21 protein-coding genes are annotated in these 21,503 nt (G+C 65.2%); 10 read left to right on the plus strand and 11 right to left on the minus strand.

The genetic code is table 11. The features are described 5' to 3' along the window. From glp to XI02_RS23450, 4 genes are all read left to right on the plus strand, one after another. Positions 1-1,212 carry a gephyrin-like molybdotransferase Glp gene (gene glp / locus XI02_RS23435; RefSeq protein ID WP_026192809.1) on the plus strand — a complete coding sequence of 404 codons (1,212 nt, stop codon included), beginning with the start codon at positions 1-3 and terminating at the stop codon, positions 1,210-1,212. Positions 1,213-1,455: 243 nt separating this feature from the next. Next, complete coding sequence (gene lexA, locus XI02_RS23440; protein WP_016841600.1) at positions 1,456-2,160, plus strand: transcriptional repressor LexA; 705 nt, start codon at positions 1,456-1,458, stop codon at positions 2,158-2,160. 256 nt (positions 2,161-2,416) lie between these two features. Beyond that, a complete protein-coding gene (locus XI02_RS23445) occupies positions 2,417-2,845 on the plus strand; it encodes a hypothetical protein (RefSeq protein ID WP_026192810.1) in 429 nt (142 codons plus the stop codon). 145 nt (positions 2,846-2,990) lie between these two features. After that, positions 2,991-3,218 carry a hypothetical protein gene (locus tag XI02_RS23450; protein WP_016841598.1) on the plus strand — a complete coding sequence of 76 codons (228 nt, stop codon included), beginning with the start codon at positions 2,991-2,993 and terminating at the stop codon, positions 3,216-3,218. Here XI02_RS23450 and XI02_RS23455 read toward each other — a convergent pair. Then, entirely contained in the window at positions 3,215-5,500 is a 2,286-nt protein-coding gene (locus XI02_RS23455; protein WP_018271833.1) for a ComEC/Rec2 family competence protein, read from the minus strand. The genes XI02_RS23450 and XI02_RS23455 overlap by 4 nt on opposite strands. 432 nt (positions 5,501-5,932) lie before the next feature. Here XI02_RS23455 and XI02_RS23460 point away from each other — a divergent pair, with 432 nt between their 5' ends. Continuing rightward, a complete protein-coding gene (locus XI02_RS23460; RefSeq protein ID WP_026192811.1) occupies positions 5,933-7,261 on the plus strand; it encodes an MFS transporter in 1,329 nt (442 codons plus the stop codon). A gap of 209 nt (positions 7,262-7,470) precedes the next feature. Here the strand turns inward: XI02_RS23460 and XI02_RS23465 are convergent, their stop codons facing one another. Continuing rightward, positions 7,471-7,833 carry an SPW repeat protein gene (locus tag XI02_RS23465; RefSeq protein WP_026192812.1) on the minus strand — a complete coding sequence of 121 codons (363 nt, stop codon included), beginning with the start codon at positions 7,831-7,833 and terminating at the stop codon, positions 7,471-7,473. 250 nt (positions 7,834-8,083) lie between these two features. On the opposite strand from XI02_RS23465, the gene XI02_RS23470 reads away from it, so the two are divergent. Continuing rightward, positions 8,084-8,266, plus strand: coding sequence for a hypothetical protein (locus tag XI02_RS23470; RefSeq protein WP_016841592.1), 183 nt, complete (start codon positions 8,084-8,086; stop codon positions 8,264-8,266). Positions 8,267-8,379: 113 nt separating this feature from the next. Continuing rightward, positions 8,380-9,810 carry a type I glutamate--ammonia ligase gene (gene glnA / locus XI02_RS23475; protein WP_016841591.1) on the plus strand — a complete coding sequence of 477 codons (1,431 nt, stop codon included), beginning with the start codon at positions 8,380-8,382 and terminating at the stop codon, positions 9,808-9,810. A 423-nt stretch (positions 9,811-10,233) separates the two neighbouring features. On the opposite strand, the gene XI02_RS23480 is transcribed toward glnA, so the two are convergent. Next, positions 10,234-10,620, minus strand: a complete 387-nt coding sequence (locus XI02_RS23480) for a nuclear transport factor 2 family protein (RefSeq protein WP_016841590.1) — start codon at positions 10,618-10,620, stop codon at positions 10,234-10,236. A 34-nt stretch (positions 10,621-10,654) separates the two neighbouring features. Then, positions 10,655-12,334 (minus strand): glutamine--tRNA ligase/YqeY domain fusion protein, encoded by a 1,680-nt coding sequence (locus XI02_RS23485; RefSeq protein WP_038374150.1) that lies wholly within the window; start codon positions 12,332-12,334, stop codon positions 10,655-10,657. Between the two features lie 166 nt (positions 12,335-12,500). Between XI02_RS23485 and gltX the strand changes: the two genes are divergently transcribed. Together gltX and gltA are read left to right on the plus strand one after the other, a co-directional pair. Further along, positions 12,501-13,922 (plus strand): glutamate--tRNA ligase, encoded by a 1,422-nt coding sequence (gltX, locus tag XI02_RS23490; RefSeq protein WP_018271834.1) that lies wholly within the window; start codon positions 12,501-12,503, stop codon positions 13,920-13,922. A gap of 160 nt (positions 13,923-14,082) precedes the next feature. Then, the gene (gene gltA, locus XI02_RS23495) at positions 14,083-15,384 is read left to right on the plus strand and encodes a citrate synthase (protein ID WP_016841587.1); all 1,302 of its coding nucleotides are present in this window, start codon (positions 14,083-14,085) and stop codon (positions 15,382-15,384) included. A 34-nt stretch (positions 15,385-15,418) separates the two neighbouring features. On the opposite strand, the gene XI02_RS23500 is transcribed toward gltA, so the two are convergent. From XI02_RS23500 to lpxA, 5 genes are all read right to left on the minus strand, one after another. Continuing rightward, positions 15,419-15,754 carry a helix-turn-helix transcriptional regulator gene (locus XI02_RS23500; RefSeq protein WP_018271835.1) on the minus strand — a complete coding sequence of 112 codons (336 nt, stop codon included), beginning with the start codon at positions 15,752-15,754 and terminating at the stop codon, positions 15,419-15,421. Positions 15,755-15,760: 6 nt separating this feature from the next. Next, entirely contained in the window at positions 15,761-16,420 is a 660-nt protein-coding gene (locus XI02_RS23505; protein ID WP_018271836.1) for an SRPBCC family protein, read from the minus strand. Positions 16,421-16,626: 206 nt separating this feature from the next. Next, on the minus strand, positions 16,627-17,805 hold the full coding sequence (gene lpxB, locus XI02_RS23510; RefSeq protein ID WP_016841584.1) for a lipid-A-disaccharide synthase: 1,179 nt from the start codon (positions 17,803-17,805) through the stop codon (positions 16,627-16,629). Next, complete coding sequence (locus XI02_RS23515) at positions 17,805-18,662, minus strand: LpxI family protein (RefSeq protein ID WP_038380325.1); 858 nt, start codon at positions 18,660-18,662, stop codon at positions 17,805-17,807. The genes lpxB and XI02_RS23515 overlap by 1 nt, the downstream gene beginning before the upstream one ends. Before the next feature lie 19 nt (positions 18,663-18,681). Further along, on the minus strand, positions 18,682-19,476 hold the full coding sequence (gene lpxA, locus XI02_RS23520) for an acyl-ACP--UDP-N-acetylglucosamine O-acyltransferase (RefSeq protein WP_016841582.1): 795 nt from the start codon (positions 19,474-19,476) through the stop codon (positions 18,682-18,684). A 150-nt stretch (positions 19,477-19,626) separates the two neighbouring features. On the opposite strand from lpxA, the gene XI02_RS23525 reads away from it, so the two are divergent. Beyond that, complete coding sequence (locus XI02_RS23525) at positions 19,627-19,950, plus strand: KTSC domain-containing protein (RefSeq protein ID WP_018271838.1); 324 nt, start codon at positions 19,627-19,629, stop codon at positions 19,948-19,950. 12 nt (positions 19,951-19,962) lie between these two features. Here the strand turns inward: XI02_RS23525 and fabZ are convergent, their stop codons facing one another. Further along, entirely contained in the window at positions 19,963-20,421 is a 459-nt protein-coding gene (gene fabZ / locus XI02_RS23530; RefSeq protein ID WP_016841580.1) for a 3-hydroxyacyl-ACP dehydratase FabZ, read from the minus strand. After that, the gene (gene lpxD / locus XI02_RS23535) at positions 20,421-21,482 is read right to left on the minus strand and encodes a UDP-3-O-(3-hydroxymyristoyl)glucosamine N-acyltransferase (protein ID WP_016841579.1); all 1,062 of its coding nucleotides are present in this window, start codon (positions 21,480-21,482) and stop codon (positions 20,421-20,423) included. Before lpxD ends, fabZ begins: the two co-directional genes overlap by 1 nt. Positions 21,483-21,503 lie beyond the last annotated feature (21 nt).

A 21,503-nucleotide genomic window follows, 5' to 3' on the forward strand; every position in this document is an offset into this window, starting at 1 on the left:
GTGGCCCTGATGCCGGTTGCCGATGCCCTGTCCGCCGTCCTCGCCGGCGCCGAACCGCTGCCAGAGGAGATGGTCGCGCTCGATGCCGCCTACCACCGCACGCTGGCGCACGACCTCGCGGCGCTGCGCACCCAGCCGCCGCAGCCGATGTCGGCGATGGACGGCTATGCGGTGCGCGCCGCCGATGCGGCTGATCTAAAGGCCCGGCTCAAGGTGATCGGCGAAGTCGCCGCCGGCCGGCCGTTCGGGCGGACGGTCGGCGCCGGCGAGGCGGTGCGGATCTTCACCGGCGGCGTGATCCCCAATGGCGCCGACGCGGTGATCATCCAGGAAGACACCGCCGTCGACGGCGACCACATCACGATCACGGAGGCCGCCAGCGTCGGGCGGCACATCCGCCAGGCCGGGGTCGATTTCCGTGCGGGCGAGGTGCTGCTCGCCGGCGGCAGCCACCTGTCCGACCGCGCGCTGTCGCTGGCGGCCGCCATGAACTATCCGGAACTTGCGGTGCGCCGCCGCCCGAAGGTCGCGGTGCTGGCGACCGGCGACGAACTGGTGATGCCGGGCTCGCGGCCCCGTCCCGGCCAGATCGTCTATTCCAACGGCTACGCGCTGCGGGCGCTGGCGCGCGCCGAAGGCGCCGAGACCGTCGACCTCGGCGTTGCCGCCGACACGGTGGAGGCGACCACGGCCGGCATCCGCCGGGCACGCGAGGCCGGCGCCGATGTCCTGATTACGACAGGCGGCGCCTCGGTCGGCGACCACGATCTCGTCAAGCGGTCGCTGGAGGCCGAGGGCGTCGAGATGGCGTTCTGGCGGATCGCGATGCGGCCCGGCAAGCCGATGATGCATGGCCGGCTCGGCGCGATGCGGGTGATCGGCCTGCCCGGCAATCCGGTGTCGTCCTATGTCTGCGCCTTCCTGTTCCTGGTGCCGTTGATTCGGGCGCTGAGCGGCCGGAAAGTGATTCATCATCGCCGCGCGAGCGCCCTGCTCGGCCGCGACCTCGCCGCCAACGACCAGCGCGAGGACTATCTGCGGGCGCGTCTCGAAGCGCGCGAGGACGGCAAGCTGATCGCAACGCCGGTGACGCAGCAGGATTCGTCGCTGCTCGCGAATCTCGCTGCGGCACGGGCACTTCTCGTGCGTCCGCCGTTTGCGGCGGCGGCCGTCAAAGGCAGCGAATGCGAGATCCTGACGCTGCCCGAATAGGGTTTTCACGCCCCGCCGATCGTGCGTTGCCTGATCCGTTCACCGGAAATTAAGTGGTTGCGGAACACATATCGAACATATAGTGTCCGTTCATGATTTGTTTCGAGTACTGGTGTCTACAATCGGGAAGCCGCGTGGAAGCAAGTGCAACGAGCACATGCTCCTGAGGTCAGGCCCCGCCTGCAGGCCCCACCAGAAGAGTCTCGGAATCGAACGCCGCTATCAACCGGGGGAATACTCGAGATGCTCACGCGCAAACAGTACGAACTTCTGCGTTTCATCAATGAACGTCTGAAAGAGGCCGGCGTACCGCCCTCCTTCGACGAGATGAAGGATGCGCTCGACCTGCGCTCGAAGTCCGGTATCCACCGCCTGATCACTGCGCTGGAGGAGCGCGGCTTCATCCGCCGCCTGCCGAACCGCGCCCGCGCCATTGAGGTCATCAAGCTGCCCGAACTCTCGGCCGGCGGCGGCAACGGCCGACGCGGCTTCACGCCCAGCGTCATCGAAGGCACCCTCGGCCGGCGCGCCAGCACGCCGCCGATCGCCGAGGACGACGGCAACCGTCCGGTCGCGGTCCCCGTGATGGGCCGGATCGCCGCCGGTACGCCGATCGAGGCGCTGCAGACCCGCAGCCACACCATCAGCGTGCCGCCCGACATGCTCGGCGCCGGCGAGCACTATGCGCTCGAGGTGCGCGGCGACTCGATGGTCGATGCCGGCATCCTCGACGGCGACATGGCGCTGATCCAGCGCAACGACGTCGCCAATACCGGCGACATCGTGGTGGCGCTGATCGACGAGGAGGAAGCCACCCTGAAGCGCTTCCGCCGCCGCGGCGCATCGATCGCGCTCGAGCCGGCCAACACCGCCTATGAAGTGCGCATCCTGCCGCCGAACCGGGTCCGCATCCAGGGCAAGCTGATCGGCCTGTATCGCAAATACTGAATTGCAAATACTTGCGGCGGCCGGGAACGAGCAACACGTCGGATCGTTCCTTGCATGATAGCGTAGCGTACGGCCTGCCCGATGCGCTCCGATACCTCTCGCGCAGCGTCGCGTGTTTGTGATCGGGGTCGGTCTCGGACCAGTCGTACAATCGCCCAGAAACGAGCGGAAGCTCGTTCGCTATCGTCCACTCTGGTAGAGGCCCCAATGCCTCAAGAGAGGCACGGGTCGCTACCTCGAAATGAGGAGCCATCCGATGTGTGACTATAGTCTGCACGCCGTGGCATCGCGCCCCGCCATTGTCGGAGAGACGCTGATCACGACGACGTTCCGCGGCACGTCGACCCGCGGTTTTGCTTCGGAAAACGATCCCACTGTCGCGGTCTGCATGCTGCCGGGCACCGAGCTCGCTTTCGCCGAGAACGTTCGCTACGACAGCCGCTGGATCTGGACCAAGACGCTGAACTATCGCGTCGGCGTGTTCAACGAAGTCGAGCCCGACGTGCCCGATCGGCATCATGACGCGGTGGAATTCCCCGACGGCAGCCATGTGCTGGTGACCCAGCTGGTCGAGGGACAGCGCGTCAGCGTGCTGCAATTGCCGGCGCTGCATCCGCCGGTCGAGCAGAAGCCGAAGGTGGTGGAGCGGCGGCCCTCCGCATTTGCAACGCTGTTTTTGGGTTGAGCGCATCGTCGCCGCGGAATGGGCTGTTCGGCGGCGGATGACCTAAGCAATTTCGGGCGCCCCCGGACTTCCGCTTCCGGGGCGCACGAGGAAATTTGCGTCAGCCGGCGCCTTGGCGCATCATCGGGCACGGAGGACGTGCGCGGTGGTCGATAAGGTCACATGGCAAAAGGCTGGACGCGTCACGGAACCGGGCCGCTACATGTTCCGGTTCGGTTGGCTGACGGTGACGGCCGACGACCTGAGAGTCTGGGAGCAATTTCCCGAGGCTTCCTTCACCCTCGTCAAGAAGCCCGACGCCGGCCCCGACTCCGACGAATACCATCTCGGCCTGTTCGAGCTGCCGAGCGCCCCCTCGCCGGACCACCGCTAGTCATCGCCCTGCAGATCGGACTCGGCCGGCGTCGCATCCACGGCAGGCCGCGGTGCGGCGGCGGCTGCGCGCAGCGTCGTCTCGCTCTCGCCGTCGCCGGGAACCGCCGGCGACCACGGCCGGTCGATCCCGCCGGGCTTGACGGCATCGACGGCGTAGCCGTCCCTGGTCCGCCGCAGTACCAGCGCGCCGTGGCGCCGCAGCCGCTCGGCATCGATCACCGACGCCGTGCAGCCCCGCGGCGCCGCCCGCGCCGTCACGATCAAGCCTGCGCGCTCGCAGTCGTCCGCCAGCGCCTCCGGCCGGGTCGCCAGCGCGACGAAGGCGCCGCCTAGTCCCTGGGTCACGCAGCCGCCGGCATCGCAGGAGACGCCGTCGCCGAGCGACGCATCGGTGGCGGTCCGCGCGTCGGCGTCCGCCGCCAGCCACTCCTTGACCAGGAACGCATCCTTGGCGCTGTGCATCAAATGCAGCCGCCCGTCACCGCCGCGCACCGCGACGTTGCGGCCGTCGCCGGAGACCAGCACGTCCGGCTGCGGCACCCTGAGCGCCCAGACCGAGGCCACCAGCAGCAGAACCGCGCCCGACCAGCGCAGCGGCGTACGCAGCAGCCCGAGCAGGATGATGCCGGCACTCGCTGCAATCAGCGGCCCGATCCCGAACGCCGCCATGCGGCCGACCGCGCCCGGGAGTGCGGCGACCCATTGCGTCACCAGGATCATCCAGTCGATGCCAAGACCCATGATCGCCCAGAACACGCCGTCGAAGCCGAACGGCATGGCGACGAGGCCCAGCAGGCCGGCCGGCATCACGACCGCCGACACGACAGGCATCGCCGCGAGGTTGGCGAGCAGCCCGTAGGGCGTCACGCGGTGGAAGTGGAACGCGGCGTAGGGCGTCGTCGCCAGCCCCGCCACCAGCGAGGCCAGCATCAGCATGGTGAGCTCGCGCCCGCCCCACAGCGCAACCCGCGCGGTCGCCGAATGGTCGGGCGACGCGAATAGGTTCGGCAGCCCGATCTGCACCAGCGCCACCAGCCCGAGCGTCGCGGCAAACGACATCTGGAAGCTCGGATGCACCAGCGCCTCCGGCGCGATCGCGAGCACGATCAGCGCCGCCACCGCCAGCGTGCGGAAGGTGATCGCGCGGCGGTCGACGATCACGGCGAGCAGCACCACGGCGGTCATGAAGAACGACCGTTGCGTCGCGACCTCCGCACCCGACAGCAACAGATAGAATGCCGCGGCGACCAGCGCCGCCGCCGCCGCCCATTTCTTGATCGGATGCCCCGCCGTCAGTGCCGGAAACAGCGCGAGCAGCGCGCGCACCGCGAAGAACACGACGCCGGCGACCACGGCCATGTGGTAGCCGGAGATCGACAGCACATGGCCGAGCCCCGAGATGAACATCGCATCGTTGACCGGCGTCGAGATCGCGTCGCGCCGGCCGGTGAGCAATGCGGTTGCGATCGCGCGCTGGTCGCCGTCGAGCGTGGTGCGAATCCGCGCGTCGATGGCGTCGCGCAGGCCTTGCATGAAGGCGGCGTAGCGCAGCGCAAAGCCGCCGGTCGCAGGCGGCTCCCTGGTCTTGACCGCGCCCATCACGAAGCCGGAGGCGCCGATGCCCTGGAAATACAGGTCACGTCCGAAATCATAGGAGCCCGGGCGCTGCGGCCCGAGCGGCGGCAACAGCCGCGCCTTCAACTCTACGAAGCTGCCGACATCGGGCGCAGTGCCCTTCTTCACCGAAAGCCGGACACGATCGAGCTTCGTCATGTCGCGCGGGCTCTCCATCGAAACCACGCGCAGCACGAAACGATCGGTCTTCTCGCGGATGTCACGCGCCTCGACGAAGCCGGTCAGCGCCACCGAGAACATCGGCCGCGCCAGCACCGTGTGAGCAACGCGCGCCGTCTTCCAGGTCGCCGTCGCAAAGCCTGCGGCCACCGCGGCCAGCATCGCGATGACGGGAAACACGCTGCGCCGCCGCAGCAGCAGCGCCAGCAGGCAGAGCAGGATTGCGACGGTGGCCGCGACCGACAGCACCGGCTCGTGCTCGGCCGCGAAATAGAAGGCGATACCAGTGCCGAACGCCACCGGCACCCAGGGCAACAACCGGCCCGCCCCCGCCTCCGCGCCCGCCCATCGCCGCAATGTCTCGACGACAGGCTTCCAGATGCCGACGCGCGCCGGGAAATAGCCGCCAGCCGGCGCAGCCGCGCGCGGCGGCCACGTCCCCGCGTAGCCGCGTTTGCCGCCCGGCGTCGTGCCCTGCTCCGCCATTCCGCTTGCGATCCCTGCCGAGCGGCAGGCTAGCGGATGGCCCCGTCCCCCGACTAGCGGAACGGATGCAGAATACGGACCGGCAACGCCCGGGTACCTGGATCGTCCTGCGCCTTGCCGACCTCGCGCCGGGCCACAGCTGCCGCCTGCGTCAAATCGATCGAGCCGAAAGTCTCATTAAGATACCGATCACATTAGGAATAGACTGTCCCGATGCCTCCACTCCCGGAGAGACCGGGATGAGGCAGTGACGGCTCGCGGCACTTGAAGGCCGCTGGAGCTCCTCTCAGGCGGCCACAACTCCCCTGAGATCAGGCGTTGCGGACGAACTCGCAAATCTCGCCTGTAACGCCGCGCACCACGCGCACTCCGCGAGCGGATTGATCGCTGAAAAACGCGAGGAGTAGCGTTTGCATTTGAGAGGAGCGACACATGGCAATTCAAGTACCGAGCGATTTTCGTCGCGTGATTGTCGCCGCGTCAGTGGGAAACATCATTGAATGGTACGACTTTTATATTTTTGGCAGCCTGGCCGCGGTTCTGTCGGTCAAGTTCTTTGAGCAATCCCACCCCGTTGCAGCCCTGCTGAGCACGATCGCGCTGTTCACTGCGGGATTCCTGATCCGCCCGCTAGGGGCCTTCCTGTTCGGATGGATGGGCGATCGGGTCGGCCGCAAATATACATTCCTCATTACGCTGAGCGGAATGGGCCTGGGAACGGGAGCGATCGGACTGATCCCGACTTATCAGTCGATCGGCCTGACGGCCGCATTCATTCTGTTCGGCTTGCGGATGATCCAGGGTCTCTGCCTGGGCGGCGAGTATGGCGGCGCCATCACCTACGTCGCCGAGCATGTTCCGGATCACAGCCGCGGCTACTACACCGGCTGGCTACAAACCTCGCCGACACTCGGGATCGTGGTGTCGCTGGCCGTGATCGTTCTGACCCGAACCTGGGCCGGCAATCAGGCCTTTGACGAATGGGCGTGGCGCGTTCCGTTCCTGGTCTCGTTCCTGCTGGTGGCCATCGCCATCTACATCCGCCTGCAGCTCCAGGAGACGCCGATTTTCCAGGAGATCAAGGCACGCGGACAGATGACCAGGAATCCCTGGCGGGAAGCTTTCCTCAGCGCCAACATCAAGTACATCTTGATCGCGATCGTCGTCCTGATTGGGCAGGGCGTGGTCTGGTACAGTGGTCAATTCTGGGCACTGTACTTCCTGCAGCAGGTCTCCAAGGTCGATGCGGTTACCTCGGCCTACATTGTGGGAGCCGCACTGTTGATCGGAACGCCGAGCCTGATCTTCTTTGGTTGGCTGTCGGATCAGATCGGCCGCAAATCCGTGATCCTCGGAGGCATGCTGCTTGCCGCGATCACCTACTATCCGCTGTATCTGTGGCTCGGCATGGTCACGCAGCCGGGACACATCAACTATCCGGTCGCCGTCTTCATCATCTTCATCCTCGTCTGCTACGTCGGGATGGTGTACGGGCCGGTCGGCGCGTTTCTGGCGGAGTTTTTCCCGGCCAGGATCAGGTACACCTCGGTCTCGGTGCCGTATCATATCGGCAATGGTTGGGGCGGCGGATTGGTACCCTTCATCACATCAGCCGCCTTCGCAGCGACCGGCAGCATCGGCTACGCGCTGATCTACCCGATTGTCGTTCCCGCGGTGTGCTTCGTGATCGCCGTTTTCATCATGCCCGAGACACGCAAAACCAGAATCTGGGAGCAGATCGAGGCGAAAGCCGCATCGTGACGGAGTCACCTTGCTGAGGGGCGACCAGCGCCGCCCCGTTCCGATGGGATCGGAACGGGGGGTCTGGAATCTTGTCTTGACGCGTTTTCTTTCCGCGAAGCGGTATCCGCATTACGTCGGAGCCGGACGGAGAGGATTCCGCGCCACGCAAGTCCAATCTCCGGCCGCCTTGGGTTGGCGGTCAGGCCAACGTTTCAGTCAGCTCCCTCTCAGCCAGCTCGGTGATGCCAGCGATCGTGCCACCAGGTGGCAAAATCACGATCCATCGTCAGCTCCCAGCACGCGAGCACGATCACCACGATGCCCGCGAGCACGCTGCTCGTCGTGACCGATCCTGGCTCGTAGCTGAACGTCCAAGGTGCGACTACCAGAGCCAACCCCATCAGCATCTCACCCCATTCCTCCAGATAGGACGGAATGATGAATGCCTCCAAGGCGAACAGCACGACGCCCAATCCGAGCGCGATGGAGATCCAGAGAGCTGCCCCGGAGAAGCCCAGAGCAAACGGCGATGCAACCAGCCAGGCGCCCACCAACAGGCTGGCAGCATCCTGCCAGTGTTGAATGCGCATGATCCTCACCTCCTTCTTCCGAAGACATGGTGCGGCGCGGACCAAAAAGCATCGGTCCGACCTGCGATGTGTTGCCGCTGCTGATCCGTAGCCCACGTCCAGCCGGGCGTCCCCGCTACCCGGGAAAGCGCTCTTGCAATGGCGCCGCAGCAAGATGCACACTGTGTGCGCTTGACCAGGTGTCAACGTCTGCGGTTCGCGGCCCGACCGGCATTTGCGGTTGCGCTCAGGACGAGAGGAGGATGACGCCATGCGAGAAATCGAAATCCACAACTATGCGCGGCAGTTGCTCGAGGCACATGGCGCCAAGGCCATTGCGGAAGCTGCCCAAAACGCCATCGAGCTCGAAGCAAGAGGCGAGGCCGAGCTGGCCAGGACCTGGCGACATATCGAAGACGCCATGAAGCTGATGCGCGGGCCACACCAAAGCTGAGGCTGGCAGCGAGCAGCGCAGAACGTGGAGCGGGACCCGTTCGAGCCTCGCAATGGCGGCTTGAACGGCAGCACAATCTCAACGACGCGGCTCTCCATGACAGGAGTGAAGCCATGTTTCCGAAGTGCGCAACAGCCGAAGATATCGTGAAGGCGGTCAAGGACGAGAACGTGCAGATGATCGATCTGCGTTTCACCGATTTGCCGGGGGTATGGCAACATTTTTCCGTCCCTCCGAGCGCGGCGAGCGTCGATGCCCTCGGAGATGGAATTGGCTTCGACGGCTCATCGATCCGCGGCTTTCAGGAAATCCAGGAAAGCGACATGCTGGTCGTTCCGGACCCGACCACGGCCTTTCTCGACCCGTATTCCACCGCATCCACCCTGGTATTGATCTGCAACATCCGCGACCCTGTGACCGGTCAATCCTATAGCCGTGATGCCCGGTACATCGCCCAGAAAGCCGAAACTCACCTGAAGGCGACAGGCCACGCCGATATCAGCTACTTCGGTCCGGAGGCGGAATTCTTCGTGTTCGACAGCGTGCGCTACGGACAGGGCATCAATTACGCTTTCCACGAAATCGATTCCGATGAAGGCAGCTGGAACACCGGCTCGGAGGAAGCGCCCAATCTGGGACACAAACCGCGCCCGAAAGAGGGATACTTTCCGGTACCCCCGACGGACAGCATGCAGGCGCTCCGCACCGAAATGGTGTTGACCATGGAGCAGCTGGGCATCCAGATCGAAGCCCATCACCATGAAGTCGCGACCGGTGGGCAGAACGAAATCGACATGCGCTTCACCACGCTGACGCGCATGGCGGACAATCTGATGATCTACAAATACGTGGTGAAGAACACCGCCCGCCAGAACGGCATGACCGCAACATTCATGCCGAAACCTTTGTTCGAGGACAACGCGTCTGGAATGCATGTTCATCAGTCGCTGTGGAAAGGCGAGACCAACCTGTTCTACGACAGGGGCGACTATGCCGAACTGAGTCAGCTCGCCCGCCACTACATCGGCGGCCTGCTGACCCACGCCTGGGCGTTGTGCGGGCTTTGCGCCCCGACCACGAACTCATATCGGCGCCTGGTGCCGGGCTATGAGGCTCCGATCAATCTGGTCTATTCCCAGCGCAACCGGTCAGCCTGCTGCCGCATTCCGATGTATTCGCCGAACCCAAAGGCCAAGCGTGTCGAATTTCGCTCGCCGGATCCTTCCTGCAATCCCTATCTGGCTTTTGCCGCAATGCTGATGGCCGGCCTCGACGGAATCCGCAACAAGATCGACCCGGGCAGCCCGATCGACAAGAACCTCTACGACCTGCCGCCCGCCGAGGCGAAGGAGGTGAAGTCGACGCCGGGGTCGCTGGATCAAGCGCTGGACGCGCTCGAACGCGATCATGCATTCCTGCTGCGCAACGATGTCTTCACCGCCGATGTGATCGAAACATGGCTCGACTACAAGCGGAAGAAGGAGGTCGATCCCATCAGATTGCGACCTCATCCCTACGAGTTCCATTTGTACTACGACATCTAGAGCGTTTTCGAGCGAAGTGGGTACCGGTTCGCGTCAAGAAAACGCGTCAAACCGAGAATCTAGAGCCCCGTTCCGATTCAATCGGAACGGGATAAGCTCTAGCGGCGACCGCACGCTCTGTGCGGACCAACCCAGTGCTCGATCAGGGGACTCGTCTCCGGTCAACACAGCGTCGGATGCCTGAGTCGCTCGTCCAGTCGGGGCGGTCCAACACCCGGAAGCCGCCCTCGGCAGCCTACGACCTTGGTCCCTCCTCGCGATGCAACGAGATCCGGATAGCCTGCAGTTGGGTGCAAGATCGCTTGGATGAGCGGCAGCCGCGGGGCGCGTGGCGCCCGGCCCCCCGCGCACTGACTATGCACTCTCCCTGACTACGAGGGCCCGCCGGCCCTCGACTTTTTGCGTCACGCTCCAGCGCCAGGCCTAGATCAGCGGCGTCTGCGACGAGACGTGGTGGCAGACGATCTTCCAGCCGCCGTCCTCGTGCGCGATCACCCAGGTGATCTTGACGGCGAGCGAGGGCGCATCGCCGTCGAGGAAGAATGACGCGATGCCCGCCATGTTGACGAGATCGGCATTGACCCGTTCTGCCCTGACATCGCTGAACTGAACTCGCGGCGCGCGCCAGCGCGGCAGACCGTCAAAGTAGGCTTTGACGCCGTCGCGGCCACGATACAGCGTCGGGTTCGAGCCGAAGAAGAACGCGCTCTTCGAATAGAGCGCGCTTAACGCATTCGCATCGAGCCTGCTGAAACCCGCCGACCATCTGGCGATGATGGCGGAGACGATCTCGTCGGATTCATCGGGCATCGATCCCCCGTCTGCTTGTCCGCGCGGAGCTGCGCTAGCCCTTGCCGCCGACTTCCTTGGCGAAGGTGTCGCGCAGGCCGATGGTGCGGTTGAACACCATCCGGTCCGGCGTCGAATCCGCATCGCGCACGAAATAGCCCTGCCGCTCGAACTGCATCGGGTCGGGCGAATTGCTCTCGGCGATCGCCGGCTCGACGCGGGCATCCTTCAGCACTTCGAGCGACTGCGGATTGAGGTCGGCGGCGAAATCGGCTGCGTTCGGGCTCGGATTGGCGAACAGCTGGTTGTAGATGCGGATCTCCGCCGGCTTCGACTGCGCCGCCGGCAACCAGTGCATCGTCGCCTTGACCTTGCGGCCGTCGGGCGCATTGCCGCCCTTGGTTGCGGGATCGTAGGTCGCGCGGAGTTCGACGATCTCGCCGGCATCGTTCTTCACCACGCCGGTACACTTGATGAAATAGGCATAGCGCAGCCGCACCTCATTGCCGGGCGAGAGGCGGTAGAACTTCTTCGGCGGATTCTCCATGAAGTCGTCGCGCTCGATATAGAGCTCGCGGCCGAACGCGACCTTGCGGGTGCCGGCTTCCGGATTGTCGGGATGGTTGATCGCCTCGATCTCTTCGACCTGTCCTTCCGGATAATTCTCGATCACCACCTTGAGCGGCCGCAGCACCGCCATCCGGCGCAGTGCCGTGCGGTTCAGCTCCTCGCGGATGCAGAACTCGAGCATGCCGACATCGACCACGCTGTTGGCCTTGGCGACGCCGATGCGCTTGATGAATTCGCGCACCGCCGCCGGCGGCACGCCGCGCCGCTTCAAGCCGGCAATGGTCGGCATGCGCGGATCGTCCCAGCCCGAGACGTGGCCGTCGCGGACGAGCTGGGTCAGCACGCGCTTGGACAGCAGCGTATAGGTCAGGTTCAGCCGTGCCATTTCGTACTGGCGCGGCTTCGAGGGCACCGGCAGCTTGTCGAGCAGCCACTCATAGAGCGGGCGGTGATCCTCGAACTCCAGCGTACAGATCGAATGGGTGATGCCCTCGATCGCGTCCGACTGGCCGTGCGCGTAGTCGTAGCTCGGATAGATCGACCACTTGTCGCCGGTGCGCGGATGGCGGGCGTGCAGGATGCGGTAGAGCACAGGGTCGCGCAGGTTGATGTTGCCGGCGGCCATGTCGATCTTGGCGCGCAGCACGCGGGCGCCGTTCGAGAACTCTCCGGCCTTCATGCGGCGGAACAGGTCGAGGTTCTCCTCGACCGAGCGGTCGCGGAACGGCGAGTTCTTGCCGGGCTCGGTCAGCGTGCCGCGGGAAGCGCGGATCTCCTCCTGCGACTGATCGTCGACATAGGCATAGCCGGCCTTGATCAGGCCCTCGGCCCAATCGTACAGGCGCTCGAAATAGTCCGACGCATAGAACAGGTTGGCTCCCCAGTCGTAGCCGAGCCAATGGACGTCGGCCTGGATGGAGTCGATGTACTCCTGCTCCTCCTTGGTCGGATTGGTGTCGTCGAAGCGCAAATTGCACTGGCCGCCGAACTCCTGCGCGATGCCGAAATTCAGGGCGATCGACTTGGCGTGGCCGATATGCAGGTAGCCGTTCGGCTCCGGCGGGAAACGGGTCACGATCCGGTTGTGCCTGTGGGAGGAGAGATCGGCCTGGACGATGTCGCGGATGAAGTCGCGCCCTGCCTCTGCCGTCGTGTCAGTCGTCATCAAAGGGTTCCCTGGAGGAGTCAGCTCAACCTTCTGCCAAATTCGTGCCGTCCGGCCAAGTCCGGTTTCAAGTCTGGTTTGGCGGGCAAAAGGTCAGCCCGGGGGTTTAGTTATGTCCGGTTCCTGATATACACCACCGCCGTCTCAGCATACGTCTCGCTCGATCATGACCAATTCCGTCGTTACCCGCTTCGCCCCCTCACCGACCGGCTTCCTCCATATCGGAGGTGCCCGCACCGCGCTGTTCAACTGGCTCTATGCCAGGAAGCTCGGCGGCAAGATGCTGCTCCGGATCGAGGACACCGACCGTGAACGCTCGACCAAGGAGGCGATCGACGCCATCCTGGACGGCCTGAAGTGGCTCGAGCTCGATTGGGACGGCGAGGTCATCTACCAGTTCAGCCGCGCCGCCCGCCACCGCGAGGTCGCCGAAAGCCTGCTCGCCGCCGGGCGCGCCTATTACTGCTATGCCTCGCCGGAAGAGCTCACCGCGATGCGCGAGAAGGCGCGCGCCGAGGGCCGCACCCGCCTCTATGACGGCATGTGGCGCGACCGCGATCCGGCCACCGCGCCCGACGGCATCAAGCCGACCATCCGCCTCAAGGCGCCGCAGACCGGCGAAACCGTGATCGAGGACCAGGTGCAGGGCCGCGTGGTCTGGCAGAACGAGAACCTCGACGACCTCGTCCTGCTCCGTGGCGACGGCACCCCGACCTACATGCTCGCGGTCGTGGTCGACGACCACGATATGGGCGTCACTCACATCATCCGTGGCGACGACCACCTGATCAACGCCGCGCGTCAGAAGCAGATCTACGACGCGCTGGAGTGGGAACTGCCGAGCATGTCCCACATTCCGCTGATCCACGGTCCCGACGGCTCGAAACTGTCGAAGCGCCATGGCGCGCTCGGCGTCGATGCCTACCGCGCGCTCGGCTACCTGCCGGCCGCCTTGCGCAACTACCTCGTCCGGCTCGGCTGGAGCCATGGCGATCAGGAGATCTTCTCGACCCAGGAGATGATCGACGCGTTCGACCTCTCAGGCATCGGCCGTTCTGCGGCGCGGTTCGATTTCGCCAAACTGGAGAACCTCAACGGTCACTATATCCGGCAGAGCGACGATCAATCCCTCGTGACCCAGTTCGAGAGCGTGCTGGATTATGTTCCCGAGGGCGCCGCACTGAAGGCCAAGCTCAACGACACCACCCGTGCGCAATTGCTGCGGGCGATGCCGAGCCTGAAGGAGCGCGCCAAGACGCTGATCGAGCTGATCGCGGGCGCCTACTTCATCTTCGCCGATCGTCCGCTCGCGCTGGATCCGAAAGCGGCGGCGCTGCTGACGGCTGAAACGCGCGCGTTGATCGGCCGCCTGCGCACTGCGCTGGAGGCCGTCAACGACTGGACGGCGGAAACCACCGAGACCGCGATGCGGAATTTCGCCGAGCAGAACAACCTGAAACTCGGCGCCGTCGCCCAGCCGCTGAGGGTGGCGTTGACGGGACGTACAACGTCGCCGGGCATATTCGACGTGCTGGCCGTGCTGGGACGCCAGGAGTGCCTTGCCCGCCTCGCCGATCAGGCGGCGTGATCCTGCATGGACCCCCTCCAGGGTCCATCTTGCAGCGCACATGGCAATGAGCTACCCAATTCCGGACGCTTTCTCCACAAGCCGTTCCGCCCCGCCATGGGCCGCAATTTAGCGACTGGGCAAGGTCGGTTTTCGCAACGAATTCATCGGGGATATCACGATGGACGCAAAATCCAGCAAGACAGCCACACTCACCATCGGCAACAAGAACTACGATTTCCCGATCCTGAGCGGCACGGTTGGGCCTGATGTCATCGACATCGGCAAGCTCTACGGCCAGGCCGGGGTGTTCACCTACGACCCCGGCTTCACCTCGACCGGCAGCTGCCAGTCGAAGATCACCTACATCGACGGCGATGCCGGCGTTCTCGAATACCGCGGCTATCCGATCGAGCAGCTCGCCGAGCACGGCGACTTCCTCGAGACCTGCTACCTGCTGCTGTACGGCGATCTTCCGACTCCGGCGCAGAAGAAGGACTTCGACTATCGCGTGATCCATCACACGATGGTGCATGAGCAGATGGCGCGGTTCTTCCAGGGCTTCCGCCGCGACGCTCACCCGATGGCGATCATGGTTGCTGCCGTCGGCGCGCTGGCCGCGTTCTACCACGACTCCACCGACATCAACGATCCGCGGCAACGCATGATCGCCTCGATGCGAATGATCGCGAAGGTACCGACGCTGGCGGCGATGGCGTACAAGTACACGATCGGCCAGCCCTTCGTGTATCCGAAGAACTCGCTCTCGTTTGCCGAGAACTTCCTCAACATGTGCTTCGCGGTGCCCTGCGAGGAGTACAAGATCAATCCGGTGCTCGCCGACGCACTCGACAAGATCTTCATCCTGCACGCCGATCACGAGCAGAACGCCTCGACCTCGACGGTACGCATTGCCGGCTCCTCGGGCGCCAACCCGTTCGCCTGCATCGCGGCCGGCATCGCCTGCCTGTGGGGCCCGGCGCATGGCGGCGCCAACGAGGCCGCGCTCAACATGCTCTACGACATCGGCAAGGTCGAAAACATTCCGGACTTCATCGCCAAGGTGAAGGACAAGAACAGCGAAGTTCGCCTGATGGGCTTCGGCCACCGCGTCTACAAGAACTACGATCCGCGCGCCAAGATCATGCAGAAGATGTGTCACGCGGTGCTGAAGGAGACCGGCCACGGCGACGATCCTATGCTCAAGGTCGCGATGGAGCTTGAGAAGATCGCGCTCAGCGATCCCTACTTCATCGATCGCAAGCTCTACCCGAACGTCGACTTCTATTCGGGCATCACGCTGAAGGCGATGGGCTTCCCGGTCTCGATGTTCACGGTGCTGTTCGCGGTCGCCCGCACCGTCGGCTGGATCAGCCAGTGGAGCGAGATGATCGAGGATCCGCAGCAGAAGATCGGCCGTCCGCGCCAGCTCTACACCGGCGTCGCGCGCCGCGACTATGTGCAGATCGACAAGCGCAAGTAAGCTGCATCGCTCAAGAGAATCCGGGACGGCGCCATCATTCCTGATGGCGCCGTTTTCGTTTGCCCCGCGCGACTTCGGTCGCGATCGCGTCCAGGCGCGGCAGCCAGAACGCCCGGAACCGGTCGAGCCAGTCGTCGACCTCTCGCAGCCGCGCCGGCTCGACCGCGTAGATGCGGCGCGTACCCTCGGCGCGCACCGACGCGAAACCGGCGTCCCGCAGGATCCGCAATTGCTGCGAGACCGCCGACTGGGTGATGCCGAACTCGCGCTGCACGACGGCAACGACGTCGCCCGAACTGTGCTCGCCGGTCGCCAATAGCTCCAGGATGCGCCGGCGGACAGGATCGCCGAGGATGTCGAAGGCGTGCATCGCTCGTTAGCCTCCGCTCCCCGGCTCCGGCTCGCCGCAATAGGCCGCCGTGGTATTTGCGGCCGATCTGCGCGCCGCTGCCTCCTCGGTGCCCGCCGCGATCGAGGCCCTGCACCAGTCCTCGCTGGCGCGGCGGATGAATTCCTTGCCGTCGTCGGTGGCCGGCCACGCCGACGCGGCGGCGCGGTCGAATTCCCCGCCGGGCGGCATGGCCAGATAGAGCGCGAGCCCGAGCAGCGCGAGATCCCAGCCGACGCCGACCGCACCGGCCCCGTAGCGGTCCCAGAAGTCGCCCTCGATCACCGAGAGGTGTTCCAATTCCAGGCGCGTGGCGTCTGGGCCATTCTCGGCCAACGTCACGGTAACCCAGCTGACCGTGCCCATGGACTCCCACGTGACGGCAAGCCGGCGCGGCGGCTCACACGTCGTGATCTCGCCGCCCGCGTGGCCCTGGAACTGATAGCGGCCGCCAAGCCTCAGGTCGCCCGAGATCGGCAGGAACCAGCGCGGAATGCGTTCGGGGTTGGTCAGCACATCCCAGAGATCGGCGATGTCGGTGTCGTAGCTGCGGGTCGCGATCACCGCCCGCGCCGGCTTGCCGTCGCGTTCCCGGAAGGCGACTTCGCGAACGACGGCTCCGACATAGGCGACCGGATCGATCTTCATGGCTGGGCTCCATACTAATATTAGCTATTGCTAATATTAGTATGGTCTAAACATTCAGCGCAAGCGGGATCGTTGCGGCGGGATGTCGCCGCTGAACGCGGACACGATCGATTGGCTAAAGCATGATCCGGAAAAGTGCGAAGCGGATTTCATGCTCAAACAAAGTGCTAAAGCGCGATGACGATTCAACCTAATCACACCGCGCCTTAGGTCGAACGGCGGCCCATCTCCGCCAGCACGATGTCGGCGGCTCGGACGCTTGGCGGCTGGTCGCCGGTCGACATCTTCCCGTCCATCGTCGCGAACCCCACGAGCTGCCGCAGACGATCGGGCGAATCCGCAAGCACGTCGCGCAGCGCCGCCGCGAGCTTGTCCGGCGTGCAGTCCTCCTGCAGGAACTCGGGAATGATATCGCTGCCGATCACGAGATTGGCGAGGATCACCGAGGACACCCGGATCGCACGGCGCAGGATGAACGCCTCGGCGGCGCCGACGCGATAGGCCGTCACCATGGGAATCCCCGACAGCGCGAGCTCCAGCGTCACCGTGCCCGACTTCGCGAGAGCCGCGCGGGCGACACGGAACGCGGCGCGCTTCTCGGTCTCGCCGATCGCGAGCCGCGGCACCACCGGCCACGACGCGACGCCTTCGCGCACCATCGCCTCGAGATGCGGCATGGTGGGGAGCACGAGCTCGAACGGCGTTTGCTTGCTGAGCTGGCCGAGCGCCGTGCCGAACAGCGCCAGGTGATGCCTGATCTCGCTGCGCCGGCTTCCGGGCAACACCAGCAGCACCGGAGGCTGCGCATCGCGCCGCTTCTGCTCGTCCTCGTTCGGCCGCAGCGAGGCGAGCTGCTCGGTCAGGGGATGGCCGACATAGCTGCACGGGGGTCCCTGCAGCTTGCGATATTCCTCCGGCTCGAACGGCAGCAGCGCGAGCACGTGATCGACATAGCGCTGCATCGCGCGCGCCCTGCCCGGCCGCCAGGCCCAGACCGAGGGCGACACGTAGTCGACGATCGGAATGTTCGGGTTGCGGGCGCGGACGCGACGGGCGACGCGGTGGGTGAAATCGGGGCTGTCGATGATGACGAGCATGTCAGGCGCGTCGGCGAGCACGGCATCGGCTGTGCGCCGGATCAATCGCAGGATTTTCGGCAATTGCTTCACGACAGCGGCAAAACCCATGATCGAGAGTTCCTCGATCGGAAACAGCGAGGCGATGCCCTGTGCAGCCATCGCCTGGCCGCCGACGCCGGAAAACTGCACGGCATCGCCGAGGCGCTGGCGCAGCACCTGCATCAGCGCCGCGCCGAGGCGGTCGCCGGATTCCTCGGTCGCGATGAGGAATATCTTGCGAACGGTGCTGGGACTGCGCACCTGCATCAGCCCGCCAGTCCGATGACAAACAGCCCTTTGGCGTCGGCGGCCTCGACCAGGGCCTGCGGTTCGGCGGCCAGCGTATTGCCGGCGATCACGGCGATGCCGGCGATACCGGCGGCTGCCGCGCCCTCGACCGTCCGCGGGCCGATGGTCGGCAGATCGAAGCGCAAATCCTGCCTGCTCTTCGGCGCCTTCACCAGCACGCCGCGGCCGGCCTTGGTGCGGATGCGGCCCTCGGCGCGCAGCCGCGCGACGCGCGCGAGCAGCCCGTCGGTGCCCTCGATATCCTCGACCGCCACCACATGACCGTCGATCACCACGGCCGCTTGACCGATGTCGAACGGGCCGAGCGCGTCGAGCACGCCGCGTCCGCGCGCGATATCGGCGAGCGCCGTGCTGTCGGGCGCCGCGCGCGTCACGGCGCCCTCCGGCATCAACAGATCGGGCGCGACATCCTTGATCCCGACCATGCGGAAGCCCTGCTGCTCGAGGATGCGGCCGACGCTCGACAGCAAATGATCGTCGCCGCCGCGAAATGCGCGCACGACGTGGCCGAGCAGGCGCAGCGTGCCCCAGTCGAGCCGAATCTCCGACAGCGCGGGGCGCACCAGGGTGCCGATGAAGATCAGATCGCGGCAGCCTTCATCGCGGAACAGCCGGGTCGCGCGCCCGAGCTGGCCGACCGAGATCCAGCGGTGGCGAAACCGCTGCGCGCGCGCCGGGTCGCAGGCGCCGCGCAGCGCGAACAACACCGGCGTGATGCCGCGCGCAACCAGGGAGTCGGCAACCGCGAACGGCATGGCGCCGCCGCCGGCGATGACGCCGACCGGCGAGGAAAGCGAGGGAGCCGCTGACGTCATGCTGGCGGCCATCCGCTGCTCAATTGCTATCGGCGGGAAGGCAGAGCGGGCGCAGCTTGCCGCCCTCGATGAAGGCCAGGATTTCCGCAATCGCCGGATCCTCGCCCGCCAGCGGCTGCACCGAGGCCAGCCGCTCGGCGAAGATGCCAGGGCCGTGGAACAGCTTTTGATAGAACGCGCGCACCGTCGCCAGCCGCGCCTTGGTGAACTGGCGGCGCCGCATGCCGATGATGTTGAGTCCTTCGAGGACTGCGTACTGACCGTTGGCCAGTCCGAACGGGATGATGTCGCCGCGGACGCCGCAGACGCCGCCGATCATCACCTGGGAGCCGACGCGGGTGAACTGGTGCACCGCCGACAGGCCGCCGATATAGACGAAGTCGCCGATCTCGCAGTGGCCGCCGAGCGTCGCCGACGTCGCGAAGATCACGCCATTGCCGACCATGCAGTCATGGCCGACATGGCTGTTGTTCATGAAGAAGCCGCGATCGCCGACGCGGGTGAGCCCGCCGCCCTTGACCGTGCCGACGTTCATCGTCACGCCCTCGCGGATGGTGCAGGCTTCGCCGACTTCGAGGCGGGTCGGCTCGCCGCGATAGCTGAGATCCTGCGGCGGCCCGCCGAGCGCCGCGAACGGCGAGATGATGCAGCCGGCGCCGATCCTGGTATGCCCGCTGACCGTGACATGCGCGATCAGCTTGCAGTTCTCGCCAAGCACGACATTGGGGCCGATGATGCAGTACGGACCGATCTCGGTGCCGGCCCCGATCACAGCGCCATCGGCAATCCGCGCAGTCGGGTCGATCATGCTCATGAAGTTTCGGTCCGGAATTCGTTAATGGCGCCAAGGTGCTATCGAGGCGCCAGGCTGTCGATTGGGGCGGTCGTTAGCGCGACTTTGCCCGCCCTGTCCAGTGACGTATGATGACCGCCTGTTGCAAACGAGAAGGTCGCAACCGATCCCATGGTCCGGGCCGCCGCGCTGATCCTCAGCCTGCTCTCTGCGCCAATCGGCCCGGAGACGGTCGATCTCGGCGACAGCACGGCGATTGATCTCTCGAGCTTCGAATGCCGCGACATCAACCGCAGCACGATCGTCCAGCGGGTCTGCTACAGGGCGGATCAGCGCGCGCTGCTGGTCGCGGTCAGAGGCAGCTACCAGCACTATTGCGGCGTCCCCGCCGAAACCTACGACGCGCTGATGAACGCGCCGTCGATGGGCGTCTTCCTCAATCGCGTCCTGCGGATCGCGGGCGCGGACGGCCGCTACACCTGCACAACGTCGTGAGCCCGGCGCGGCTTAATCCGTCAGCATCGCACCGACATCGGCCTCGGCGACGACCTGGCCGTTGACCTTCGCATCGCCGTGAAACCACCACATCGTCTTGCGCCGGCCGAGCGAGCGCATGTGATACTCGATGGTGTCGCCGGGCATCACCGGCTTCCTGAACTTGCACTTGTCGATGGTGAGGAAATACACCGCGCGCGGCTTCTCGGTGCCCTCGACCGACTTGATGCCGATGACGCCGGCGGTCTGGGCCATCGCCTCGATCATCATCACGCCGGGGTAGACCGGACGGTCCGGGAAATGCCCCTGGAACGGCGGCTCGTTGAAGGTGACGTTCTTGATGCCGATGCCGCTGTAGTCGGTGCGGATCTTGATCACCCGGTCGATCAGCAACATCGGAAAGCGATGCGGGAGCGTCTTCAGGATATCGTTGATATCCACCAGCTCGAATTTGACCGGTGCCTCCTCCATCACTCCTGCCCCTCACCTTTGGCTTCGTTGTCGCGCACCAGACGCTCCACTGCGATAATTTCCCTGAACCACTGCTTGGTCGGCTTGGCGAAATGCCCGCCCCAGCGACCATTGGCCGGGATATCGTCCTTGACCGCGCTCATCGCCGTCACCTGCGCGCCGTCGCCGATCTTGAGGTGGTTGTTGATGCCTACCTTGGCGCCGAGCGCGACATTGTCGCCGATCGTCAGGCTGCCGGCGAGCCCGATCTGGGCCGCGAGCAGGCAGTGCCGGCCGATCGTTACATTGTGGCCGATCTGGACCTGATTGTCGATTTTGGTGCCCTCGCCGATCACGGTGTCGCGCAGGGAACCGCGGTCGATGGTCGAGGCGGCGCCGACCTCGACATCGTTCTGGATCACCACGCGGCCGGTTTGCGGCACCTTCACATGGCCGGCCGGCCCGAAGAAGATGAAGCCGTAGCCGTCCTGGCCGATATTGCAGCCGGGATGGATCAGGACGTTGTTGCCGATCAGCGCGAACTGGATGGTGGTCTTGGCGCCGACATTGCAGTCGCGGCCGATCTTGACGTCGGCTCCGATCACCGCGCCGGCGCCGATGATGGTGCCCGAGCCGATCTCGACCCGCGGGCCGATCACGACCAGCGGATCGACAATGACGCCGTCCTCGAGGCGCGCGGTGGGATCGATGATCGCCGACGGCGCGATGCCCTCGGTGTCGAACCAGGATTGCGGCCGCAGGGCATCGGCGTGCCATTGCCGGGCGAGCTCGACGAACACCTGGAACGGCTTCGCCGCCCGCAGCACGGCAGTGCCCTTCGGCACCTGTGCCTCGAAGCGCGGGCTGACCAGACATGCCCCGGCCTTGGTCGCGGCAAGCTGGTCGGCGTATTTCAGATTGTCGAAAAAGGCGAGATGCATCGGACCGGCCTCGTCGAGCGAGGCCAGCCCCCTGATCTGAAGCGCACCCCTTTCGGGGTCGACCAGTTGCGCCTTCGTCAACGCGGCTATTTCAGCCAGCGATGACGAAGGAGGACTCTTGAAGAAGATCGGCTGCGCCATTTCATCCGTCGCAGTCCGGTT

Source organism: Bradyrhizobium sp. CCBAU 21365 (genome assembly GCF_015291305.1).
Classification (GTDB): Bacteria; Pseudomonadota; Alphaproteobacteria; order Rhizobiales; family Xanthobacteraceae; genus Bradyrhizobium; species Bradyrhizobium elkanii.

What these genes read in the sequence shown, in the direction of transcription:
- lexA (WP_016841600.1), top strand. Translation starts at nt 1,456, where the DNA reads ATGCTCACGCGCAAACAGTACGAACTTCTGCGTTTCATCAATGAACGT.
- XI02_RS23445 (WP_026192810.1), top strand. Translation starts at nt 2,417, where the DNA reads ATGTGTGACTATAGTCTGCACGCCGTGGCATCGCGCCCCGCCATTGTC.
- XI02_RS23455 (WP_018271833.1), bottom strand. Translation starts at nt 5,500, where the DNA reads ATGGCGGAGCAGGGCACGACGCCGGGCGGCAAACGCGGCTACGCGGGG.
- XI02_RS23460 (WP_026192811.1), top strand. Translation starts at nt 5,933, where the DNA reads ATGGCAATTCAAGTACCGAGCGATTTTCGTCGCGTGATTGTCGCCGCG.
- XI02_RS23465 (WP_026192812.1), bottom strand. Translation starts at nt 7,833, where the DNA reads ATGCGCATTCAACACTGGCAGGATGCTGCCAGCCTGTTGGTGGGCGCC.
- XI02_RS23470 (WP_016841592.1), top strand. Translation starts at nt 8,084, where the DNA reads ATGCGAGAAATCGAAATCCACAACTATGCGCGGCAGTTGCTCGAGGCA.
- glnA (WP_016841591.1), top strand. Translation starts at nt 8,380, where the DNA reads ATGTTTCCGAAGTGCGCAACAGCCGAAGATATCGTGAAGGCGGTCAAG.
- XI02_RS23480 (WP_016841590.1), bottom strand. Translation starts at nt 10,620, where the DNA reads ATGCCCGATGAATCCGACGAGATCGTCTCCGCCATCATCGCCAGATGG.
- XI02_RS23485 (WP_038374150.1), bottom strand. Translation starts at nt 12,334, where the DNA reads ATGACGACTGACACGACGGCAGAGGCAGGGCGCGACTTCATCCGCGAC.
- gltX (WP_018271834.1), top strand. Translation starts at nt 12,501, where the DNA reads ATGACCAATTCCGTCGTTACCCGCTTCGCCCCCTCACCGACCGGCTTC.
- gltA (WP_016841587.1), top strand. Translation starts at nt 14,083, where the DNA reads ATGGACGCAAAATCCAGCAAGACAGCCACACTCACCATCGGCAACAAG.
- XI02_RS23500 (WP_018271835.1), bottom strand. Translation starts at nt 15,754, where the DNA reads ATGCACGCCTTCGACATCCTCGGCGATCCTGTCCGCCGGCGCATCCTG.
- XI02_RS23505 (WP_018271836.1), bottom strand. Translation starts at nt 16,420, where the DNA reads ATGAAGATCGATCCGGTCGCCTATGTCGGAGCCGTCGTTCGCGAAGTC.
- lpxB (WP_016841584.1), bottom strand. Translation starts at nt 17,805, where the DNA reads ATGCAGGTGCGCAGTCCCAGCACCGTTCGCAAGATATTCCTCATCGCG.
- XI02_RS23515 (WP_038380325.1), bottom strand. Translation starts at nt 18,662, where the DNA reads ATGACGTCAGCGGCTCCCTCGCTTTCCTCGCCGGTCGGCGTCATCGCC.
- lpxA (WP_016841582.1), bottom strand. Translation starts at nt 19,476, where the DNA reads ATGAGCATGATCGACCCGACTGCGCGGATTGCCGATGGCGCTGTGATC.
- XI02_RS23525 (WP_018271838.1), top strand. Translation starts at nt 19,627, where the DNA reads ATGGTCCGGGCCGCCGCGCTGATCCTCAGCCTGCTCTCTGCGCCAATC.
- fabZ (WP_016841580.1), bottom strand. Translation starts at nt 20,421, where the DNA reads ATGGAGGAGGCACCGGTCAAATTCGAGCTGGTGGATATCAACGATATC.
- lpxD (WP_016841579.1), bottom strand. Translation starts at nt 21,482, where the DNA reads ATGGCGCAGCCGATCTTCTTCAAGAGTCCTCCTTCGTCATCGCTGGCT.